Source organism: Rhodococcus sp. 05-2255-1e, assembly GCF_002259025.1.
Classification (GTDB): domain Bacteria; phylum Actinomycetota; class Actinomycetes; order Mycobacteriales; family Mycobacteriaceae; genus Rhodococcoides; species Rhodococcoides fascians.
This window is the reverse complement of sequence record NZ_NOZE01000023.1, coordinates 343,137-364,107: the sequence shown is the minus strand read 5'-3', so window position 1 is coordinate 364,107 and position 20,971 is coordinate 343,137. Positions and strand designations below refer to the sequence as shown.

Sequence of the window (20,971 nt, the reverse complement as noted above, 5' to 3'; positions counted from 1 at the left end):
ATCCGGGCCTACGGTGTAGAGCTCTTCTGCTTCGTGGCTATCAGGGAAATCGTTGGGCGCGAACAAATCCGACTTGACGATGTCGGTACCTCGCTTGCGTGCGAGGCTGGTGAAGGTTGCGATGGACGCTTCGTTGTCCGGGCTGATCGTGGTTTCGAGGTGCGTGATGCCCTGTGGCTCGAGGCGGTCGAGCAGCTCCATGAGCATGCGACCGGCAAGTCCCTTGCCGCGCTGGTCCGCATCCACGGCGACCTGCCACACGAACAAGGTTCGAGGGGCGTCCTGGCGGATGTATCCGGTGACGAAACCGACTGCGCGGCCGTCGATATCGGATACGACGGTGGTGGCCGCAAAATCTCGGCACCACAACACGTACGAGTAGCTGGAGTTCAGATCCAGAACTCGTGAATCTCTTGCGATCTCCCAGAGCCGGACTCCGTCGGAGATCTGTGGCTTACGGAACTTCACTGCGTCCGGCGCAGTGAGCGGGGTACCTCTCAGCAATGCAGGCTTCATAGGAAATACGACCGTAACAAGGAGGCGGGAGTATATCGAGTGCGTCGGAGAATCGACGCCCGAATCGGACATGCTTTGCCTGGTTAACCGCCGATTGTGATGGTGCTCACATATTTCGGGATCGGCTGGCGGTACCCACCTGGCGCGTTTTCAAACCCGTATTCCGAGAAGGCCCTGGTTCGGCGTTGCCGCTGTGCCCTATTTGGGCGTTGCCAATGCGAAGGGGAGGATCGCATCCGCTCCCGCAGCCTGCAGTGCAGCGGTCGCGCACGTGAACGTCCAGCCGGTGTCGGTGAGCAGATCGACGAGCAGAATCGGCCCGTCTACGGACGATACGTCCGGAACCTCCCACGAGTCCACCAGGCCGGCAACTCGGAAGGCCGAATTCGCGGCCGATACCGGGGGATGTCCCGGTCTGACCTGCATCACTCCCAGGTTCTCCAGCTTCCCGACGGTTGCCAGGCGCTCGGCTACCGAGCGCACCAGCAGCGGGTGGGTGGGGGAGTCGAGGGCCAGCACGGCGGTGGGCCGGTCGGCCCAGTCCCAGTTGGCCAGCACCGAGATGCAGGCCTTCTCCAGCGCTTCCGTGACGGGAGCGTCGGGTGCATCCAGCAGGGCTCGCAAGCGTCCACCCCACCCGAGGTCGGTGAGGCGGCCGAGAACGCGACCCGGTCGGTGCGGGTTGCTGATCTTGCCCGAGAGCGATACACCGAGCTTTTTCATCCCACTGGGCCACTGCTTTCGGGGCTGGAGATCGAGTCCGGGGCGATCGAGCCGGGCCCTCGCAGAGTCGACCGACGTGGCATCGACCGCGGACGAGAGATGCTCGCCCGTGCAGTTGTCGCATCGGCCGCAACGGTCGGACTCGGTGCCGGGTGCGCCGAGATCGGGGTCGTCGAGCTGCCGACGAAGAAATTCCATCCGGCACCCATCGGTGCTCTGGTAGTCGAGCATCGCCTGCTGCTCACGGTCCCTGGCTTGCTCGAGGCGTTCGTAGCGGCTCGCGTCGTACGTCCACGACTCACCGGTGGCCATCCAACCGCCACGGACGCGTCTGACGGCCCCGTCGACGTCCAGGACCTTGAGCACCATCTCGAGCCTGCTGCGATTGAGCTCGACCAGTGGCTCGAGAGCTTGGGTCGACTGAGCCTTCTCGGTATCGAGTGCCTCGATGACCTGTCGCACGAGATGTTCCCGCGGGAATGCGACGGAGGCGAAATAGCTCCAGATCTGCCGGTCCTCGTGGCCGGGGAGTAGTACGACGTCGGCGCGTTCGGTGGCGCGGCCGGCGCGACCGACCTGCTGGTAGTAGGAGATCGGCGAGGACGGTGCCCCCATGTGTACGACGAAGCCGAGGTCGGGTTTGTCGAACCCCATGCCGAGTGCGGAGGTCGCGACGAGCGCCTTGACCCGGTTTGCGAGTAGGTCGGCTTCGAGTGATTCGCGTTCGGTGGGGTCGGTCTGACCGGTGTACGACGCCACGACGTGGCCCTGGTCGGTGAGCAGCGCGGCGAGATCCTTGGCGGCCGAGACCGTCAGCGTGTAGATGATTCCGGAGCCCGGCAGGGTCTTCAGGTGATCGCCGAGCCACGCTGCGCGCTCGGTGGCGTTCTCGATCCGCACCACCGACATCCGTAGTGAGTCTCGTGCGAGTCCGCCGCGTAGGACCAGGGTGTCTCCGCCGCCGACCCCGAGTTGGGCGGCGACGTCGTCGACCACCCGGTCGTTCGCGGTCGCGGTGGTGGCCAGCACGGGTATGCCGTCGCGCAGTTCGGCGATGAGGGTTCGGATCCGCCGGTAGTCGGGCCGGAAATCATGTCCCCAATCGGAGACACAGTGGGCTTCGTCGACCACGACCAGGCCGGCGTCACCGGCCAACGACGGCAGCACCTGGTCGCGGAAGTCGGGATTGTTCAGGCGCTCCGGGCTGACCAACAGCACGTCGAGCTCACCCGAGTTCACCTGTTGATGGATCTCGTCCCACTCGGTCATGTTGCCCGAGTTGATGGTCGCCGCCCGCACCCCGGCGCGCTGCGCAGAGGCGACCTGGTTTCGCATCAACGCCAGCAGCGGCGACACGATGACCGTCGGTCCCAGACCCTGGGCGCGCAGTAGTTTCGCGGCGATGAAGTAGACAGCCGACTTACCCCAACCGGTCCGCTGGACCACCAACGCCCGCCGACGGTGCACGACCAGCGCCTCTATTGCCGTCCACTGGTCCTCGCGCAACACCGCATCGGGGCCGGCGAGCTCACGCAGCAGCCTTTCGGCGTCTTCGCGCAAGTTGCCTACGGTCGCGTGCGTCGCTGTCGTCATACTGTTCATCGTGCAGCATCGGTACGACAGAGAGCAGAGCCGGCGGTGAGCGACCCGGCATCGCATCGCAACCTCGCGGCCTTGGCAACGGTATTTGTCGGCGGCGCGGCAGGCACTGCTGCTCGCTATGCGATCGAGGAACGTCTCCCGCACACGACGTCGCAGTGGCCTCTCGCCACCTTCGGAATCAACATCGTCGGTGCGTTCGTGCTGGGGTTGCTGCTCGAGTCGCTGCTGCGCAGTGGTCCCGATACGGGTGGACGGCGTCGGCTCCGGTTGCTCGGCGGTTCGGGGTTCTGTGGCGCGTTCACCACGTACAGCACCTTCGCCCTCGAAACGGTCGAGGGTGTCCGGGGCGGGTTCACCGGACTGGCGTCGGCATATGCCGTCGTCAGTGTGGTGTTGGGAGTTGTGGCGGCCGGAGCCGGAATCATGTTCGCCAACAGAGTGATCCGATGATCGCGGCCCTGGTGATCCTGGCCGGCGCGCTCGGGTCGGTCGCGCGATTCTTCGTCGATGCGGAGGTGAAGTCACGGCTGAGCTCGCGCACGAGCTTCCCGTGGGCAACCGTCGGTATCAACATCTCGGGCTCGTTCTTGCTCGGGTTGCTGGCCGGCTGGGTGATGCTGCGCGCCGGCTCCACCGATGCGCAGGCAGTTCTCGGAACCGGGTTCTGTGGGGGCTACACCACCTTCAGTACCTCGACCGTGGACACCGTGCGGTTACTGCAGCAGGGCCGTCGGGTCGACGCCGCCGTCAACGCGATCGGCACACTGGTGGCGTCCGTACTCGCGTGCGGTGGCGGTCTGGCGCTCGCCTCGGCTCTGTAGTCGAGGCGGGCACCACACTTCAGGCTTGGCTGACGCGCACCATGTTTCCGGCCGGATCACGAAACGCGGCATCGCGGGCACCCCAGGGCTGACTCGTCGGCTCCTGCAGTATCTCGCCCGTACCCGCCGCGCGGATCCGCTCGAACGCGGCGTCGAGGTCGTCGGCGCGGAACAGTAGTCCCGGCAACTCGCCCTTGGCCAGCAGCGCGGCGAGCTGATCGCCCAGTTCCCGAGAACGGCCCGCGTGCGGCTGCGACAACACGACCTCGATCTCGGGTTGTTCGCTGGTGGACAGCGTGATCCAGCGGTAGCCGTCGTTGGCCACCTCGCTCTTGACCTCGAGTCCGAGAGCGTCTCGGTAGAACGCAACCGAGGCGTCGGGGTCGTCGGTGTAGACGTGAACGTGGCTCAGTGAAAGTGTCATGGATGAAGGCTAGGACGCCCCGGCCGCAGATGCTTCTTCGATTCTGCTCGGCTCGGTCACCGCCGCCGTCGAGGATGTGGGCCCTCGCATCGGGCGTCCGAGAACCATCGCGGTGCAGCTGGGTACGGCGTGGCTGCCACGATGATCGCGGGCGCGGTAGGCGCTCGGTGTCTCGCCCACGATCTCGGTGAATCTCGAGCTGAACGACCCGAGGCTGGTACAGCCGACGGCGAAGCATGCCTCGGTGACCGTGACGTCTCCGCGTCGCAGCAGCGCTTTGGCGCGCTCGATCCGTCGTGTCATCAGATGCGCGTACGGCGTCTCGCCGTAGGCCTCCCGAAAACGGCGACTGAAGTGTGCAGTGGACATCAGCGCGGTTCTGGCGAGTGACGGGACGTCGAGCGGTTGCGCGAAATCGCGATCCATTCGATCGCGTGCGCGGCGCAGCAGGCGGAGCTCGGTCGGGTCGTACGCAGTCATCGCGCGTCCGCACCGCGGAGGGATTCGATCTGGGCCCTCGTTCCCGAGGACGCGCTCGCGCCGGCTCCCGTCGCAGCGAAAGCACCTGCGGCGACGGCCCATTCGATGGCAGCGCGGGGTCCGCTCGACCAGGATGCCGCGAGTGCTCCGGCGAATGCGTCACCCGCTCCGGTGGTGTCGACCGCCTCGACCTTCGGCGCGGGTACCTCGAACGATTCCGAGCCGCGATATCTCGCGCCTCGTGCGCCCAGCGTGGTGACCACATGTTCTATGTCGTTCACTCGACTCCCGATGCGCGCTTCCTCGGCCTCGTTGACCACCAGGACGTCGGTGGCCGCAACGAGAGCGTCGGGCAGATCCTGGACGGGGGACGGGTTGAGCATCGTCACGACGGCGCGGGAGTGTGCGTACTCGAACGCGGCGAGTACGGTCTCTAGGGGAATCTCCAACTGACACAGCAGGATATCGGCCTCGTCGATGATTGCCAGGTCGTCGTCGGTGAGCTCGTGTACACCGCCGTTGGCTCCGGCCACGACCACGATGCTGTTCTCGGCTCGGTCGTCGACGGTGATGGCGGCGATACCGGACGCTCCTGCTGCGGTTCGCAGAGCATGGTCGTCGACGCCTGCGCTGGTTAGGGTGTGCCGCAGTGTCGGCCCGAATTCGTCGTCCCCGACCGCCCCGACGAAGCTCACGCGAGCTCCCGACTTCGACGCCGCGATCGCCTGGTTGGCACCTTTGCCGCCGGGTGCGGTGTCGAACGAGGTCCCCAACACGGTTTCGCCCGGTTCGGGCAGGGCGGGGGTCCGAGTGATCAGGTCCATGTTGATGCTGCCCAGTACGACGATGCGCGGGCTGCTCGAGCGGGGGTTCGATGCGGACACGACCGAACCCTATCGCCCTCGGCTCGACCGAACGGGTCGATCCCGCCCCGAATGCATAATTGCAGATTGTTGACAATCCGGAATCGGTGGGTGACGATGGCGTCCATGACAGCGTCGACTCGCACCCACCTCAGCCCCGCACTCAAGCAGGCGACCCCGATTGTCGTCGACCACGGAAAGGGCAGCTGGATCATCGGGACCGACGGGCGTAAGTACCTCGACTTCACGACCGGCATCGGCGTCACCAGCACCGGTCATTGCCACCCCCGCGTGGTCGAGGCAGCTCGCGAACAGGTGGGCAAGATCATCCACGCCCAGTACACGACCGTCATGCATCAACCCCTGCTCGCGCTGACGGACAAGCTCGGAGAGGTGTTGCCTGCCGGGTTGGACAGTGTGTTCTACGCGAACTCGGGATCCGAGGCGGTCGAGGCGTCGATCCGATTGGCGCGCATGGCAACCGGTCGACCGAACATCGTTGCATTCCACGGCGGCTTCCACGGGCGAACGGTGGCGGCTGCATCGCTCACCACGGCGGGAACCAAGTTCCGATCGGGATTCTCGCCGATCATGGGTGGGGTGCACATCGCACCGTTTCCGTATGCATTTCGGTACGGATGGGACATGGACACCGCAGTCGCCTTCGCGCTGAAGGAACTCGACTACCTGTTGATGACGATATCCAGCCCCGCCGACACGGCTGCGTTCATCATCGAGCCGGTGCTGGGCGACGGCGGGTACCTGCCCACGCCCCCTGCATTCCTCGAGGGCTTGCGCGAACGCGCCGACACCCACGGCATCGCCCTGATAGTCGACGAGGTGCAGGCCGGAGTCGGACGCACCGGAACGTTCTGGGGCCATCAGCACTCGTCGATCACTCCCGACATCCTCATCACCGCAAAAGGACTCGCCAGCGGGTTCCCGATCTCGGCGATCGCCGCATCGGCAGAGCTGATGGGCAAGGCATGGCCGGGGTCGCAAGGCGGAACCTACGGCGGCAACGCCGTCGCTGCTGCGGCGGGAGTCGCTACCCTCGACGTCGTGCGCGAGGAAGGTCTGGTCGACAACGCGGCAGCGCAGGGCCGAGTTCTCCTCGACGGCCTTCTCGCGCTGAAGGAACAGCACCCGGCCATCGGTGATGCTCGGGGACTCGGATTGATGCAGGCGCTCGAATTCGTCGACAGCTCGGGCAATCCCGACGCCGCCGCTGCTCTGCGGGTGCAACAGGGTGCCATCGACGAAGGGCTGCTGTTGCTCACCTGCGGTGCGCTCGGCAACGTGGTTCGTATCATCCCCGCACTGATCGTGAACGACGACGAGATGACGTTCGGACTCGACGCGTTGTCGCGGACATTGAAGAACGTCCTGTGACAGCAGCCCCTGTTCGTTCCGAGGTGCCCGCACTCGTACAGCGAGTACGAAGACTGGGCATCGACGTCGACGATTCGTCCCGACGGTTGGCCGAATACTCCTACGACGCGTCGAACTACCGAGTCCCGCCGGCCGCTGTCGTCTTCCCGCGCAGCGCCGACGAAGTGGCTACGGTCGTGTCGCTGTGTGCCGCCGCCGACGTTGTCGTCACCGGGCGTGGCGGCGGTACCTCCATGGCGGGCAACGCAATCGGCCGTGGAATCGTCCTCGACTTCTCGCGCCACATGAACCGGGTGCTCTCGGTCGACACCGAGTCCAGGACGGCCGTCGTCGAGCCCGGAATCGTCATCTCGGAGTTGCAACGTCAGCTGGTGACGCGGACCGACGGTGCATTCACCTTCGCGCCCGATCCGTCCAGCAAGACCCGCGCGACCGTGGGCGGAGCCGTCGGCAACGACGCGTGCGGTAACCACTCCGTGCGGTACGGACGCACCGCCGATCACACGGTGGCCATGGACGTGGTGACCGCCGACGGATACCTGCTGCGAGTCACCCGCACCGGTGTGCAGGCGCTGCGAACTCAGGACTCGGCGGCTGTCGCTGCAGCCGAACGTATCTCGAACGAGCTGCGCTCGCTGGTGTCGGACAACCTGGCGCTCTTGCGGGTCGAGTTGGGTCGCATCCCGCGTCAGGTATCGGGATTCCACCTCTCGCATCTGTTGCCGGAGAACGGTTTCGACGTCGCCCGGGCTCTCGTCGGAAGCGAAGGTGCCTGCGCGGTGATCGTGTCGGTGACCGTCGCCGTCGTGCCCGTACCCCCAGCCGCACTGCTGCTGTGTCTCGGATACGACGACGTGGTGTCCGCTGCGGCGGACGTGACGACCATTCTCGCGTTCTCACCCGCCGCCGTCGAAGGAATCGACGACAACATCGCCGGCACGATGGAGTATCGCCGCGGACCGGACTCGGTACGGGGGCTCCCTGCAGGAAATGCCTGGTTGTACGTCGACCTCGACGGGGTCGATGCGACAGAAGTGCAGGACAAGGCATCTCGGTTGCTCGAGGCGCTCGGTCGGCTCGGGCGCGTCAAAGAGGGTCGTATCGTGACCGATGCGGCCGATCGCGCAGCGTTGTGGCGGGTGCGCGAGGACGGTGCCGGTTTGGCGACGCGCCTGGCGAGTGGAGTCGAGTCCTGGGGCGGTTGGGAAGACGCCGCCGTGGCACCGGAAAACCTGTCGGCGTATCTCGCGGACCTGAATTCGCTACTGGCCGAGCATGACTTGACCGGAGTGATGTACGGCCACTTCGGTGCCGGCTGCATGCACGTACGGATCACCTTCGACCAACGCACCGACGCCGGACGACGAGTGATGTACGACTTCCTGCGCGCTGCCGCACGCGTCGTCGTCAAGCACGGCGGCAGTCTTTCGGGCGAGCACGGTGACGGCCGCGCGCGCTCGGAGTTGTTGCCGGTCATGTATTCCCCTCGCATGCTCGACGCCTTCTCCCGGTTCAAGCGCATCTGGGACCCCGCGGGAATCCTGAACCCCGGATCCATCACCGACCCCGAACCCCTGATGGACAACCTGATGCTTCAAGGCATCCCGGCCCGGGAGTGGAAGACCAGCTTCGATCTGCACCAGATAGGGTCGCGACCCGATCTGGACCCGTTCGTCCATGCGACCCAATCCTGTGTGGGCGTGGGGAAATGTCGAACGACAACCGGTGGCGTCATGTGCCCGAGCTACCGTGCGACGGGTGACGAGAAGGATTCGACGCGGGGCCGGGCGCGGGTGCTGCAGGAGATGGTGCGCAGTTCTCCGACGGTGGCCGACGGATGGGCATCGAAGGACGTTGCGGAGTCGCTCGATCTCTGCCTGTCGTGCAAGGCCTGCTCCTCGGACTGTCCCGTCGGCGTCGACATGGCCACGTACAAATCGGAGTTCCTCGACCATCACTACGCGAGGCGGCTGCGGCCGCTGTCGCACTACTCGCTCGGGTGGTTGCCTCGATGGCTCGCGGTGACGAAGCGAACGGCACCGCTGCTCAATCGTCTGCTGACACCCCGGGTGTCGGCAGTGGCGGCACGTCTGGGTGGGCTGACCACCGAACGCGCATTGCCTCGGTTCGCGTCGTCGAAGGAACTGGCCGATGCCGTCCGAGTCGGCGGTGGCCGCGACGCCGATGTGGTGCTCGTCGTCGACACGTTCACGCAGGGATTTCGCCCCGAGGTCGCGGGTGCGGCACAACGCGTTCTCGAAGACTCCGGACGCACCACCGAATGCCGAACGGATGTGTGCTGCGGCTTGACGTGGATTTCGACGGGTCAGCTGAAGTCCGCTCGCAAGCAGCTGACGAAAGCCGTTGCGGCGCTGGACGACGGTACCGACAGGCCGATCGTCGTGACCGAACCGAGCTGTGCGGCCGCGTTCCGTAAGGACATGCCCGAACTGGTCCCCACGGACGCGGCAAGGAGGGTCGCGGCGCGCGTCCAGAGCTTCGCCGGAGCGGTGATCGATCAAGCAAGCGCGGGCTGGCAGCCCTCGGGCGACATGCCGGCTGCGGTCACGGTGCAGACTCACTGCCACGAGTACGCCGTGTTCGGCGATGCAACGCAGCGCCGGGCCCTCGCCGCCGTGGGCGTCGAGTCGGTACGTGAGGCCACCGGATGTTGCGGTGTAGCAGGTAATTTCGGCTTCGAGAGTCGGCATTACGAGCTCAGCATGGATGTCGCCGAGCAGGCTCTCGCGCCCGCGTTGCGGGCTACCGAACCCGACACTCCTGTTCTGACCGATGGATTCAGCTGTCACATGCAGGTGCGCCAACTGACCGGTGACTCGGGCGACGATGCATCCGTACACCTGGCACAGATACTCGATCCACGTTCGACGAAAGGACCGCGGCCATGACCGCCAGCTCGACCACCAGCCTCACGCGTCCGCGCATCACCTCTCCCACAGACTGTTTCATCGGTGGTGCGTGGTCTCCGTCGGTATCGGACGCCCGATTCGACGTCGTGGACCCGGCCACAGGCGAGGTCATCGCCACGGTTGCGGACGGCGGTATCGCGGACGCAGAGAAAGCGCTTGCTGCAGCCGTCGACTCCGCGGCGGAGTGGGCGGCCACCGCACCGCGAGTGCGAAGCGACATACTGCGGACGGCATACGAGATGATCATGGCCCGCTCGGAGGAGCTCGCTGCGATCATCACCGCCGAGATGGGTAAACCGCTCGCCGACGCGCGCGGCGAGGTGGCGTACGGAGCCGAGTTCTTTCGCTGGTTCTCCGAGGAAGCGGTACGCATCTCGGGTGATCACACCCTGACCGGAGACGGGAAGAACCGCATCGTGGTCACCCGCGCGCCGGTCGGGCCCTGCATTCTCGTCACGCCGTGGAACTTCCCGCTGGCCATGGGAACTCGCAAGATCGGGCCTGCCCTTGCGGCAGGCTGCACCGTCGTGTTCAAGCCCGCCGAGCAGACGCCGCTGACGGCACTTGCGCTGGTGCAGATTCTCCACGAGGCGGGGGTGCCTGCGGGCGTCGTCAACATCGTGCCGACCACCGATGCGTCGGGTGTCGTGGGGTCGTGGATGAGCAGCGGCGCTGCCCGCAAGATCAGCTTCACCGGATCCACGGCGGTGGGCAAGATTCTGCTCGAACAGGCAGCGGCGACGGTGATGCGGACGTCGATGGAGCTGGGCGGGAATGCACCCTTCGTCGTCATGGACGATGCAGACCTCGACCGCGCCGTCGACGGAGCCATTGTTGCCAAGATGCGCAACATGGGCGAAGCATGTACCGCAGCGAATCGGTTCTTCGTTCACCGCAGTGTGGCACAACGCTTTTCGGATGCTTTGGCCGACCGAATGGGCGCGCTGAGGGTGGGCGCGGGCGCTTCTCACGGGACCGAGGTGGGGCCGCTGATCGACGACGCAGGCCGGGGCAAGGTCCAGGCGCTGGTCGACGATGCTCTCGCGCGCGGTGCCCGCGCCGTCGTCGGAGGTGCGGCCCCGGACGGGCCGGGCTACTTCTACCCACCGACCGTCCTGACCGATGTCGATACCGAATCGGATCTGATGTCCCAGGAAATATTCGGACCGGTGGCCGCCATCGTTCCCTTCGACACCGAGGACGAGGTCGTCGCGCTGGCCAACGACACCGAATGGGGACTGGTCGGATACGTGTTCACCCAGGACATCGATCGGGCTCTGCGAATGGGGGAGCGCCTCGAGGTGGGCATGGTGGGGCTCAACACCGGGCTGGTGTCGAATCCGGCAGCCCCGTTCGGTGGTGTCAAACAATCGGGACTCGGCCGCGAGGGCGGGAAAGTCGGAATAGACGAGTTTCTGGAGTACAAATACTTCGCGATTCCCCGCAGCTGAGGAAGGTTCTGATCATGCCCGGTTCGAGACGCCTGACACCGATCGACGCACGCAACACGTCGATGGTGATCGCGGATCAGATTCGCGATCGCATCATCGACGGGTCCTACGCGCCCGGAGAACAGATCAACGAGGCGAATGTCGCGGCGGAGCTGGAGATTTCACGTGGCCCCGTGCGAGAGGCGTTGCAGCGTCTGAATCAGGAGGGACTGCTCGTCAGCTACCGCAACCGCGGTGTGTTCGTCGTCGAGCTCAGCAGCGGCGACGTCGCCGAGATCTACCAGTCGCGTGCAGCGATCGAGGTCGGTGCGGCATGGACTCTGGTACATGGAGATCGTGCCCAGCTGATCAAGACCGCAGACGAACTCTCGGCCATCGTGATGCAGATGCAGCCTTTCATCGATCGGGCGGATTGGCGTGGCCTCGCCGAACGCGACCTTGCCTTCCACACTGCCCTGGTAGCGGCCACGAGAAACAGTCGGATGTCTCGTATGTACGCCACGCTGGCGGCCGAGGCACGCATTTGCATGGCAAATCTCGAAACTGCTTACTACCGTCCCGAAGCCCTGGTCGAGGAACATCAGCTGATCGTCGATCTGCTGCTGGGATCGGATTGGGATGCGCTCGAGAAGGGCGTCCACGAACACATGGACACCGCCGTGCACGATCTGACGCGAGCCATGGTCGACGAGCAGGCCGAGCAATCCGTACTCGCCACACCCGGGTAGAGCCTTCGGGCGCAACACAGCTTTAACACGGCAGCCCTTGCTCCCCACCGACACCTGCGGATAGCCTGATTGTCAACAATCTACTAAAAGACCTCCCGAAGGGGGTGCCCGTGAACGCCTCATCCGACGATGCCTACGTCACCGCAATCGGACCCGCGCAGACTCCAGGACGGGCTGCTCCCGGCCTGGCTCGCTACCCGGACGTACCGAACAGCACGCCCATCACGTTCACCGACGAGGAATACGCCGACCGGCTCGCAGCCGTCCGTCAGCGCATGGCGTCGCAGAACCTGACTGCGCTGATCGTCACCGACCCCGCGAATCTCTACTATCTGCTGGGCTACAACGCACTCTCGTTCTATACCCCGCAAATGCTGTACGTGCCGCTGGACGGCGAGCTGTACTTCTTCGCTCGCGAGATGGATGCCAACGGTGCGTTCCGTACGTCGTGGTTGCCGCAAGACCACACCTTCGGATACCCGGAGACGTTCGTTCAGCGCAGAGACACCCACCCGTTCGTCTGGGTAGCCGCCAAGCTACGAGAGTTGGGGTTGGTCAACAACTTCGAGCACGGTCAAGTGGGACTGGAGATGGACTCGTACTACTTCAGCCCCAAGGCCTTCGAAGCGCTCGTCAAATCGCTACCCGAGTACCGATTCACCGACTCGTACGAGTTGGTCAATTGGATCCGCGTGGTCAAGTCGCCGGCCGAGATCGCGTTGATGCGCGGCGCGGCGACGGTGTGCGAGGCCGCGATGTCTGCTGCGCACCACGCGATTTCGGTAGGGGAACGGCAGTGCGATGCAGCTGCCGCCATCATGAACGCACAGGTACGCGGCACAGCCGACTTCGGCGGCGATCACCCAGCCATCGTGCCGATGCTGCCGACCGGGGCAGGAGCGGACACTCCGCATCTGACGTGGTCGGACCAACGGTTCGTCCGCGGCGAGACCACCGTCGTCGAACTGGCCGGGGTGTTCCGGCGGTACCACATTCCGATGGCCCGCACGATCGTGCTCGGCAAGCCGAGTCCGCGTCTGAAATACCTCGCGGAATCCACCGGTGAAGCGCTGAACGAGGTACTGGCAACGGTCCGCCCCGGGGTCACCGCAACCGAGCTGGCTCAGGTATGGAACACCAGCCTGGCCAAGCACGGCCTCCACAAACCCTCGCGCATCGGCTACTCGATCGGCGTCGCGTACGCCCCGGACTGGGGCGAGCGCACGGTGAGCCTCCGCACCGACGACGAGACGGTTCTGGCCGAGAACATGACCTTTCACATCATCGGCGGAATGTGGATGGACGACTACGGATACGAGGTGTCCGAAGCAGTCCGAGTCACCGACACCGGCGTCGAAACCTTCACCGCATACCCCCGAGAACTACTGACGAAGGAGTGAGACATGACCACCTCCACCGCAGGCTCCACTCCTGACCAAAAGGGTCGTTCCGCAGGCTCCACTCCTGACCAAAAGGGTCGTTCCGCGGGCTCCACTCCTGACCAAAAGGGTCGTTCCGCGGGCTCCACTCCTGACCAAAAGGGTCGTTCCGCAGGCTCCACTCCTGCCATTCCCTGGGCCCTGCGCACCGACCAACTGGTGGGATCAGTGATCGACTCGTCGACATCGCTTCTCGCCGCCCAGAAACACGACATCGTCAGGTTCGCGATGGGATCTCCTGCAGCCGAGACGGTTCCGGCTGCCGCGTTCACCGAGATCGCCGGCAGTGTGCTCACAGCGGACGCCTTCGATTACGGTGCCACCGAGGGTGATCCAGGTCTGCTCGACGCGTTGTTGGCGTATCTCGAGTCCGTCGGCGAACCCACGTCCGAGGATCGGGTCGTCATCACCTCGGGCGGCATGCAGGGTCTCGACATCGCTTGCAAGCTGTTCGTCGATCCCGGTGATCTGGTCATCGTCGAAAGTCCCACGTACACCAACGGAACTGCCACCGTGTTGAGCTACGGCGGCGATATTCTCGAGGCACCGATGGACAGTGACGGTCTCATCGTCGAGGCGTTACCCGAACTCGTCGAGCGAGCCGGGCGTCTACCGAAGATGATCTACGTGATTCCCAACTTTCAGAATCCGTCCGGGGTCACGCTCTCGCTCGAGCGTCGACTGTTGTTGATCGAGTTGGCACACCGATGGGGTTCGGTGATTCTCGACGACGATCCTTATGGCCTGCTGCGTTTCTCGGGGGACCCGATCCCGAGTTTCGGGGCGCTGAGTCCGAACGATCCGCTGATCTTCTCGGTGCGGACCTTCTCGAAGATGATCGCTCCCGGTCTGCGCGTGGGGTGGGTGGACGCGGCCCCCGAAGCGCGTCGGTTGATCGTCAACGCCAAGCAGGCGATGGACACCTGTACGAATCTTCCGGCACAGAGGATGGTGGCCGAGTACATCCGGCGCGGGCTGCTCGAGGAGCACCTGCGGTCGCTGGCTGCGGTGTACCTACCGCGAAAGATGGCGATGCAGAACAGCATTGCGACACACTTCGGTGACGCGATGTCCACCACGGACCCCGACGGGGGCTTCTTTCTGTGGGCGACGTTGCGCGGAAACGACCACGATTTCTCGACGCAGGATCTGTTCGAAACCGCACTGGCCGAGGGAGTTGCCTACATTCCGGGACCGGCGTTGTCGGTGGGCGGCAAGTTTCACGATTCGCTACGGCTGTGCTTCGCCTCGTCGACACCCGAGCGCATCGAGGAAGGCATCAGGCGGTTGGCCGTCGCGGTGGAAAAATCGAAGCATCTGCTCGCCTCCGACCCCACGCGATGACCGTTCCGAGTGCCCAGCAGTCTCTGCTCGACGCCGTCGACGAGAACGAGATCGTTTCTCTCACAGCCGCGTTGATCGAGGCGGGCGGTGAAAATCCGGGCGACACCGAAGAAAAGTGCGCGAAAATCCTCGCGGAGCGATGTCGCGCACTGGGATTCGACGTTCGCACGATCGAGGTCGCTCCCGGCAGACCGAACGTGATCGCATCGATCGGACCCGATGACACCCCCGGGGTCCTGTTCGTCGGCCACTCCGACGTCGTTCCGGCGGGCACGGGCTGGACGACGGATCCGTTCACCGCGGTCGTGCGAGAGGGGCGCATGGTCGGACGGGGAGCATGCGACATGAAGGGGGGAGTGGCCGCAGTGGTGGCCGCTATGGATGCGGTGAACCGTGCCGGTCTTGCAGATCGCTTCCCGATGACGTTGGCGTGTCTGGTGGACGAGGAAGACACGGGCTTGGGTATTCGAGCATTCGTCGCCGACCCGGGGCCCCGTCGTTTCCAGTGTTGCGTGGTGGCCGAGCCGACGGACCTGGTGACCATCGTCGGTTGCCGAGGAGCCGCGAATATCGAGATCGACGTGCGCGGGCGTTCGGCTCATGCAGGTCGGCCGCGTAACGGTGCCAATGCGATATCCGCTGCCGCCCGCATCGTCGCCGTCATCGAGGACTGGCAGATCGAATTGGACGAGGATCCACACGCCGAACTCGGTCCCGCTACCTGGAACGTGGGCACCGTGACGGGAGGCACCGGTACGTCGATGGTTGCCGACCGGTGCGTACTCACGGTCGACCGTCGGCTGCTACCCGGCGAGAGCGCTGCGGAGGTGGTGGACGACCTGCGTTCGCGCATCGACGCGGCAGGTATCACCGGTTCGGGAATCGAGGTACATCTCGAGGTGTCGATGGAAATGCCGGGCTTTCTGACCGCTGCGGACGATGGATTGGTCACCACTGCAATGCAATCGGTTCGCGACATCGGATCTGCCGGTTTCACTGACATCTGGACTGCTTCGTGCGATGGTGGTTTCGTGGCACAGCAGATGGGTATCCGCACCGTCGTGCTCGGTCCCGGGGAGATCGAAAACCAGGCGCACCGGCCGGACGAGTCCGTCGCCGTGCAGCAATTGACCGACAGCGCAAAGGCGTACGCGTTGATCGCCACCAGAATCGCTGCGCCACCTGGTCTTTAGTTTTCCAAGAGGGGGTTGTTCGAGACGTGCGCCCGGCGTCGACGTAAAGTCGGACGCTGCGAAGTACCAAACCGACGCTCCACGTTGTCATAAAGCGAGAGGTATTGGACCGTGACCGAAACTTCAGGGTCGGCAGCTTCGCCGACCGGATATCCGCCGAGTACCGACACACTCAGCGCGAACGAAACGAAAATTCTGCATCGCGCGATCGGCGGGTCCGCACTGGGCAACGCCGTGGAGTGGTTCGACTACGCGGTGTACGGCTACCTCGCCGTCTACATCGCCGCCAACTTCTTTCCGTCGGACGACGGGGGAGCGAGCCTGCTCTCCACATTCGCCGTGCTGGCCGCGTCGTTCATCATTCGCCCCATCGGCGGCATCGTGCTCGGCCCGCTCGGCGACCGCATCGGTCGTCAGAAGGTCCTCGTCCTGACCGTCTCGATGATGACGTTGGCCACGGCGGCGATCGGTGTGCTGCCGACGTTCGACACCATTGGTATCGCAGCACCGTTGCTGTTGCTCGTCTGCCGACTGGTGCAGGGCTTCTCCACCGGCGGTGAGTACGGCGGCGCAGCAGTGTTCATGGCCGAGTACGCGCCCGACAAGCGCCGCGGATTCTTCGGGTCGTTCCTCGAATTCGGCACCCTCGCAGGCACGGTGGGCGGGGCCACCCTGTGCACCCTGCTCAACGTCGGGCTCGGAGACGAGACCATGGAGGCCTGGGGCTGGCGAATCCCGTTCCTGGTGACGCTCCCGCTGGGCATCGTCGCGTTGTGGCTGCGGACCCGGCTCGAGGACTCTCCGGTGTTCGCCGAGGCCAAGGAAGACGGCGGCACGGTCGAAGAAGGTGCAGGTGGAGCAGTCACCTCCCTCAAGGCCACCCTGACGTATTGGCAGCGGATCCTGATTCTGATGGGATTCGTGCTGCTGCTCAACATCGCGTACTACACGGTGCTCACGTTCTTGCCCTCGTACCTCAGCGACACGTTGGGGCACAGCACGACTCAGTCCAACTTCACTCTCGTGGCCATCATGATCATCATGATGTTGATCATCAACCCCATCGGCGCTCTGTCCGACCGGGTGGGCCGAAAGCCGTTGCTGCTGGTCGCCTGCGTGGGGTACTTCGTGTTCAGCGTCCCGCTGTTTCTGCTGATCATCAACACCGGACTGATCGGCCAGAGCATCGGCCTGCTCGGTCTCGGCGTGCTGCTGGTCATCATGTGCTCCTGCGTGTCGTCGACGCTGCCCGCACTGTTTCCCACCCAGGTGCGCTACGGAGCGTTCGCCATCGGATACAACGTCTCCACGGCGCTCTTCGGCGGCACGGCACCGCTGATTCTGACGTTCCTGATCGACCGCACGGGTTCCAACCTGATCCCGGGTTGGTACATGATGATCGCAGCTGCCATCGCGTTCGTTCCGATCCTGTTGATGCCCGAAACCGCCGGCCGGTCGTTGCGCGGCACCCAGTGCCCCGGTGACAACGACGACGAGGTCGCTGCGTCCGGCGTCGAGCTCGTCGGATACAAGTCGAAGTAGTGCGTCCGGTTCTGGCCGTTCTGCATGCCGGCGACCTTCCTGACGGACTCGATTCCGTCGCGAAGGTCGCCGACATCAGATATGCCACCGCCGACACGCTCGCCGAGGCCGTCGACGGCGCCGATGCCCTGCTGCTGTGGGATTTCTTCTCGCCTGCAGTCCGATCCGCCTGGCCGCAGTGCGGTTCGCTGAAGTGGATCCATATCGCCGCTGCCGGAGTGGACTCGTTGTTGTTCGACGAACTGGTGGAATCCGATGTGGTCGTGACCAATTCGCGTGGAGTGTTCGACCGACCTATCGCGGAGTTCGTGCTGGCCCAGATCCTCGCGTTCGCCAAGGACTCCGAACGTTCGCGCACACTGCAGCATTCGAAGATCTGGCAACACCGCGAGACCGAACGCATCGACGGTGCACACGTGATGATCGTGGGCACCGGAGCAATCGGACGAGCCATTGCCACTTTGTTGACGGCAGTGGGCATGTCGGTCTCCGGAGTCGGCCGAACAGCTCGCGAGGGCGACCCGGATTTCGGGACGGTACATGCGAGCGACGAGTTGTCGACAGTGGTCGGTGCGGCCGAGTACCTGGTGCTCGTCGCACCGTTGACCGAGCAGACCAGGGGCCTGGTCGACGACGCGGTCCTCGCTGCGATGCGTCCCGGATCCAGGGTGATCAACGTCGGTCGCGGCGAGCTACTCGACACCGATGCCCTGCTCACCCATCTCGATTCGGGACACCTCGCCGGGGCTGCGCTCGACGTCTTCGAGACCGAGCCACTCCCGGCCGATCACCCGCTGTGGGCGGCCGAGAACGTGGTCGTCACTCCGCACATGAGCGGCGACGCGTCAGGGTGGAAGAGTCGTCTCGCCGACGTCTTCGTCGACAACGCGCAGCGATACTTCCGCGGCGAACAGCTGCGCAACGTCGTCGACAAGAAGCTCGGTTTCGTGGTGTGACCGGTCTCGTGATGTGACTGTCAGTAGGCCCGCTCGTACTGCGGTGCCACTGCCGGTGTCATCTCCACTCCGAATTCGCGGGCCGCGCGCCGTGGCCAGTACGGATCGCGCAGCAGCTCACGGGCGAGAAGCACCGCAGTTGCCTCGCCGAGCGAAACGATGTCCTCGGCCTGTTTCGGTTCGGTGATCATCCCCACCGCTGCGGCCGGCATCGTGGTCTCGTTCTGGATACGCCGTGCGAACGGCACCTGGTAACCGGGTTCGACCGGAATCTCGGCGCGTACGTTCCCGCCGGTGGACGTATCGACGAGATCCACGCCGTGCTCGGTAAGTATCTGCGCCAGCGCGACAGTCTGATCAGAGGTCCAACTCGGAGCCTCCAAGTCGGCTGCAGCATCGGACTTCTCGGGTTCGTCGAGCCAGTCCGTTGCCGACAGACGGACGAAAACCGGAAGCTCGGCAGGCCACACCTCACGGACCGCGTCGACCACCTCGATCAGCAGGCGAGTCCGTCCCGCGAAGTCGCCGCCGTAGGCGTCGGTGCGGGTATTGCTGGCAGGCGAGAGGAATTGGTGCAGGAGGTATCCGTGCGCGCCGTGTATCTCGGCCACCTGGAACCCGGCCTTCAGTGCGCGCCGCGCAGCGTTACGAAAATCGTCGACGATCTTCGCGATGTCGTCGGCTGTCGCCTCCCGTGGTGTCGCGTAGCGACCGAACGGTACGGCGCTCGGGCCCACGGTCTCCCAGCTCCGGGGATCCTCGGCGGGCAGTGATGTGCCACCGAGCCAGGGAGCCGCCGTCGAGCCCTTCCGGCCCGCATGCGCCAGCTGGATGCCCGGGACGGTACCGAAGGACGAGATCTCGGTGACGATCTCGGCCAGTGCGTCGGCCTGTGTGTCGTTCCAGATGCCCAGGTCCGACGGGCTGATTCGGCCCTCGGGGCTGACCGCTGTGGCCTCGGTGATGATCAGGCCGGCTCCGCCGATCGCGCGGCTCACCAGGTGGGTGCGATGCCAGTCGCCCGCGACGCCGACGTTCTCGCCCGTCTCGTCGGCCGAGTACTGGCACATCGGTGCCATCCATACCCGGTTGGGAAAGGTGAGCTCGCGCAATGTCAGGGGCTCGAACAGGGCACTCACAGGTGGTTCCTCCGGTCTGTCGGTCTCGACGTCGGTGACGTCGGCGATGTCCACGCTGTGCTGCAACGACGTGGAGATGCAGCTTCATTCCCCGGCCCTATTAGTGTGTAGTGCATGACTGCTTCCGTCTCGGCCGCTTCGGTGCCGTCCTCTGCCGACGAGCGCGAGAACGTGCACTCGGCTGCTCGCCGAGCCCGCGTCGCTTCACGTGCACTGGCGTTGCTGACCACTGCGGAAAAGGATTCGCTGCTGCATGCCGCGGCCGACGCCGTGCTGGCCGCAGCGGAGCCGGTACTCGCAGCCAACGCCGCCGACATCGAGATCGCCCGCGCTGCGGGAACGGACGAGGGTCTGCTCGATCGGCTGCGGTTGACGGCACCGCGCATCGACGGTATTGCCGCCGGGCTGCGGCAGGTGGCGGGCCTACCCGATCCGATCGGCGAGGTCATCCGCGGATCGACGCTCCCCAACGGGCTCGAGATCAGGCAGATGCGGGTACCGCTGGGCGTCGTGGGCATGGTCTACGAGGCGCGCCCCAACGTGACCGTCGACGCGTTCGGTCTGGCGTTCAAATCCGGGAACGCAGTGCTGCTGCGGGGATCCTCGTCCGCGGCGCAGTCGAACGCAGCCCTGGTCGAGGCGCTGCAGGGTGCGCTCACGAGCCACGGGCTGCCGGAATCGGCCGTACAACTGCTCGGCAGTGCTGATCGGTCGACGGTCACCCACCTCATTCAGGCCCGCGGGCTGGTCGATGTCGTGATCCCGCGTGGGGGAGCGGGTCTGATCGCCGCGGTCGTGCGTGATGCCACGGTTCCCACCATCGAGACCGGGGTGGGTAACTGCCACGTCTATCTGCATTCCTCCGCCGACGCGGAGACGGCCGAGAAGATCGTGCTCAACGCCAAGACCCGCCGTGTGAGCGTGTGCAATGCCGCCGAAACGGTGCTGGTCGATGCCGCGATCGCCGAGACCATGGTGCCGAGGTTGTTGCAGGCGTTCCAGATGCACAGCGTCACGGTGCACGGTGATCTGCCGGGGTTGGTTCCTGCAGGCGACGACGATTGGTCGCAGGAATACCTCTCGCTCGACATCGCGCTGAAGGTGGTCGACGGCATCGACGAGGCAATCGACCACATCGACCGATACGGCACCGGCCATACCGAGGCGATCGTCGCGTCGGACATCGGTGCTGCGCGCGAATTCACCCGACGAGTCGACGCGGCTGCCGTGATGGTCAACGCCTCCACCGCGTTCACCGACGGCGAGCAGTTCGGCTTCGGTGCCGAGATCGGCATCTCCACCCAGAAGCTGCACGCCCGCGGCCCCATGGGCCTGCCCGAGCTGACCTCGACCAAATGGACGGTGTGGGGCGACGGGCACGTCAGACCCGTCTGACCGGCCTGCAGCCACTCGACCCGCCAGACCCGA

The 20,971-nt window shown here is 65.1% G+C and carries 17 protein-coding genes and 1 pseudogene; 12 read left to right on the top strand and 6 right to left on the bottom strand.

What is annotated here, in order from left to right:
* Window positions 1–15 precede the first annotated feature (15 nt).
* Together ectA and CH262_RS16370 are read right to left on the bottom strand one after the other, a co-directional pair.
* Window positions 16–516: pseudogene (gene ectA / locus CH262_RS28165) on the bottom strand (diaminobutyrate acetyltransferase); the annotation flags it as partial.
* Window positions 517–714: 198 nt separating this feature from the next.
* Entirely contained in the window at window positions 715–2,832 is a 2,118-nt protein-coding gene (locus CH262_RS16370; RefSeq protein WP_094717944.1) for a RecQ family ATP-dependent DNA helicase, read from the bottom strand.
* 45 nt (window positions 2,833–2,877) lie between these two features.
* On the opposite strand from CH262_RS16370, the gene CH262_RS16365 reads away from it, so the two are divergent.
* Together CH262_RS16365 and crcB are read left to right on the top strand one after the other, a co-directional pair.
* Window positions 2,878–3,291, top strand: a complete 414-nt coding sequence (locus tag CH262_RS16365) for a CrcB family protein (protein ID WP_080729950.1) — start codon at window positions 2,878–2,880, stop codon at window positions 3,289–3,291.
* Window positions 3,288–3,662, top strand: coding sequence for a fluoride efflux transporter CrcB (gene crcB / locus CH262_RS16360; protein WP_027497547.1), 375 nt, complete (start codon window positions 3,288–3,290; stop codon window positions 3,660–3,662). Before CH262_RS16365 ends, crcB begins: the two co-directional genes overlap by 4 nt.
* A 19-nt stretch (window positions 3,663–3,681) precedes the next feature.
* Here the strand turns inward: crcB and CH262_RS16355 are convergent, their stop codons facing one another.
* The 3 genes from CH262_RS16355 to CH262_RS16345 are packed head-to-tail and all read right to left on the bottom strand — an operon-like array spanning window position 3,682 to window position 5,390.
* Window positions 3,682–4,086 carry a VOC family protein gene (locus CH262_RS16355; protein WP_027497546.1) on the bottom strand — a complete coding sequence of 135 codons (405 nt, stop codon included), beginning with the start codon at window positions 4,084–4,086 and terminating at the stop codon, window positions 3,682–3,684.
* Between the two features lie 9 nt (window positions 4,087–4,095).
* On the bottom strand, window positions 4,096–4,566 hold the full coding sequence (locus tag CH262_RS16350) for a helix-turn-helix transcriptional regulator (RefSeq protein ID WP_094717943.1): 471 nt from the start codon (window positions 4,564–4,566) through the stop codon (window positions 4,096–4,098).
* Complete coding sequence (locus CH262_RS16345) at window positions 4,563–5,390, bottom strand: ribokinase (protein ID WP_373453787.1); 828 nt, start codon at window positions 5,388–5,390, stop codon at window positions 4,563–4,565. Before CH262_RS16345 ends, CH262_RS16350 begins: the two co-directional genes overlap by 4 nt.
* 165 nt (window positions 5,391–5,555) lie before the next feature.
* Between CH262_RS16345 and CH262_RS16340 the strand changes: the two genes are divergently transcribed.
* The 9 genes from CH262_RS16340 (at window position 5,556) to CH262_RS16300 (ending at window position 18,404) form a co-directional block, all read left to right on the top strand.
* A complete protein-coding gene (locus CH262_RS16340) occupies window positions 5,556–6,821 on the top strand; it encodes an aspartate aminotransferase family protein (RefSeq protein ID WP_094718021.1) in 1,266 nt (421 codons plus the stop codon).
* Window positions 6,818–9,730 carry an FAD-binding and (Fe-S)-binding domain-containing protein gene (locus tag CH262_RS16335; protein WP_094717941.1) on the top strand — a complete coding sequence of 971 codons (2,913 nt, stop codon included), beginning with the start codon at window positions 6,818–6,820 and terminating at the stop codon, window positions 9,728–9,730. Before CH262_RS16340 ends, CH262_RS16335 begins: the two co-directional genes overlap by 4 nt.
* Window positions 9,727–11,202: an NAD-dependent succinate-semialdehyde dehydrogenase gene (locus CH262_RS16330; protein WP_094717940.1), complete on the top strand. Its 1,476-nt coding sequence runs from the start codon at window positions 9,727–9,729 to the stop codon at window positions 11,200–11,202. The genes CH262_RS16335 and CH262_RS16330 overlap by 4 nt, the downstream gene beginning before the upstream one ends.
* 14 nt (window positions 11,203–11,216) lie before the next feature.
* Complete coding sequence (locus CH262_RS16325) at window positions 11,217–11,930, top strand: GntR family transcriptional regulator (RefSeq protein WP_027497540.1); 714 nt, start codon at window positions 11,217–11,219, stop codon at window positions 11,928–11,930.
* A 221-nt stretch (window positions 11,931–12,151) separates the two neighbouring features.
* On the top strand, window positions 12,152–13,330 hold the full coding sequence (locus CH262_RS16320; protein WP_179275027.1) for a M24 family metallopeptidase: 1,179 nt from the start codon (window positions 12,152–12,154) through the stop codon (window positions 13,328–13,330).
* A 3-nt stretch (window positions 13,331–13,333) separates the two neighbouring features.
* On the top strand, window positions 13,334–14,713 hold the full coding sequence (locus CH262_RS16315) for an aminotransferase-like domain-containing protein (protein ID WP_256988824.1): 1,380 nt from the start codon (window positions 13,334–13,336) through the stop codon (window positions 14,711–14,713).
* Window positions 14,710–15,906: a M20 family metallopeptidase gene (locus CH262_RS16310; RefSeq protein WP_032399930.1), complete on the top strand. Its 1,197-nt coding sequence runs from the start codon at window positions 14,710–14,712 to the stop codon at window positions 15,904–15,906. The genes CH262_RS16315 and CH262_RS16310 overlap by 4 nt, the downstream gene beginning before the upstream one ends.
* Window positions 15,907–16,017: 111 nt before the next feature.
* The gene (locus tag CH262_RS16305) at window positions 16,018–17,448 is read left to right on the top strand and encodes an MFS transporter (RefSeq protein WP_051365181.1); all 1,431 of its coding nucleotides are present in this window, start codon (window positions 16,018–16,020) and stop codon (window positions 17,446–17,448) included.
* Complete coding sequence (locus CH262_RS16300) at window positions 17,448–18,404, top strand: D-2-hydroxyacid dehydrogenase (RefSeq protein WP_094717939.1); 957 nt, start codon at window positions 17,448–17,450, stop codon at window positions 18,402–18,404. Before CH262_RS16305 ends, CH262_RS16300 begins: the two co-directional genes overlap by 1 nt.
* A 20-nt stretch (window positions 18,405–18,424) precedes the next feature.
* Here CH262_RS16300 and CH262_RS16295 read toward each other — a convergent pair whose 3' ends face one another.
* The gene (locus CH262_RS16295; RefSeq protein ID WP_179275026.1) at window positions 18,425–19,543 is read right to left on the bottom strand and encodes an NADH:flavin oxidoreductase/NADH oxidase; all 1,119 of its coding nucleotides are present in this window, start codon (window positions 19,541–19,543) and stop codon (window positions 18,425–18,427) included.
* Window positions 19,544–19,657: 114 nt separating this feature from the next.
* Here CH262_RS16295 and CH262_RS16290 point away from each other — a divergent pair, with 114 nt between their 5' ends.
* Complete coding sequence (locus CH262_RS16290) at window positions 19,658–20,938, top strand: glutamate-5-semialdehyde dehydrogenase (RefSeq protein ID WP_027497533.1); 1,281 nt, start codon at window positions 19,658–19,660, stop codon at window positions 20,936–20,938.
* The last annotated feature ends 33 nt before the right edge of the window (window positions 20,939–20,971 follow it).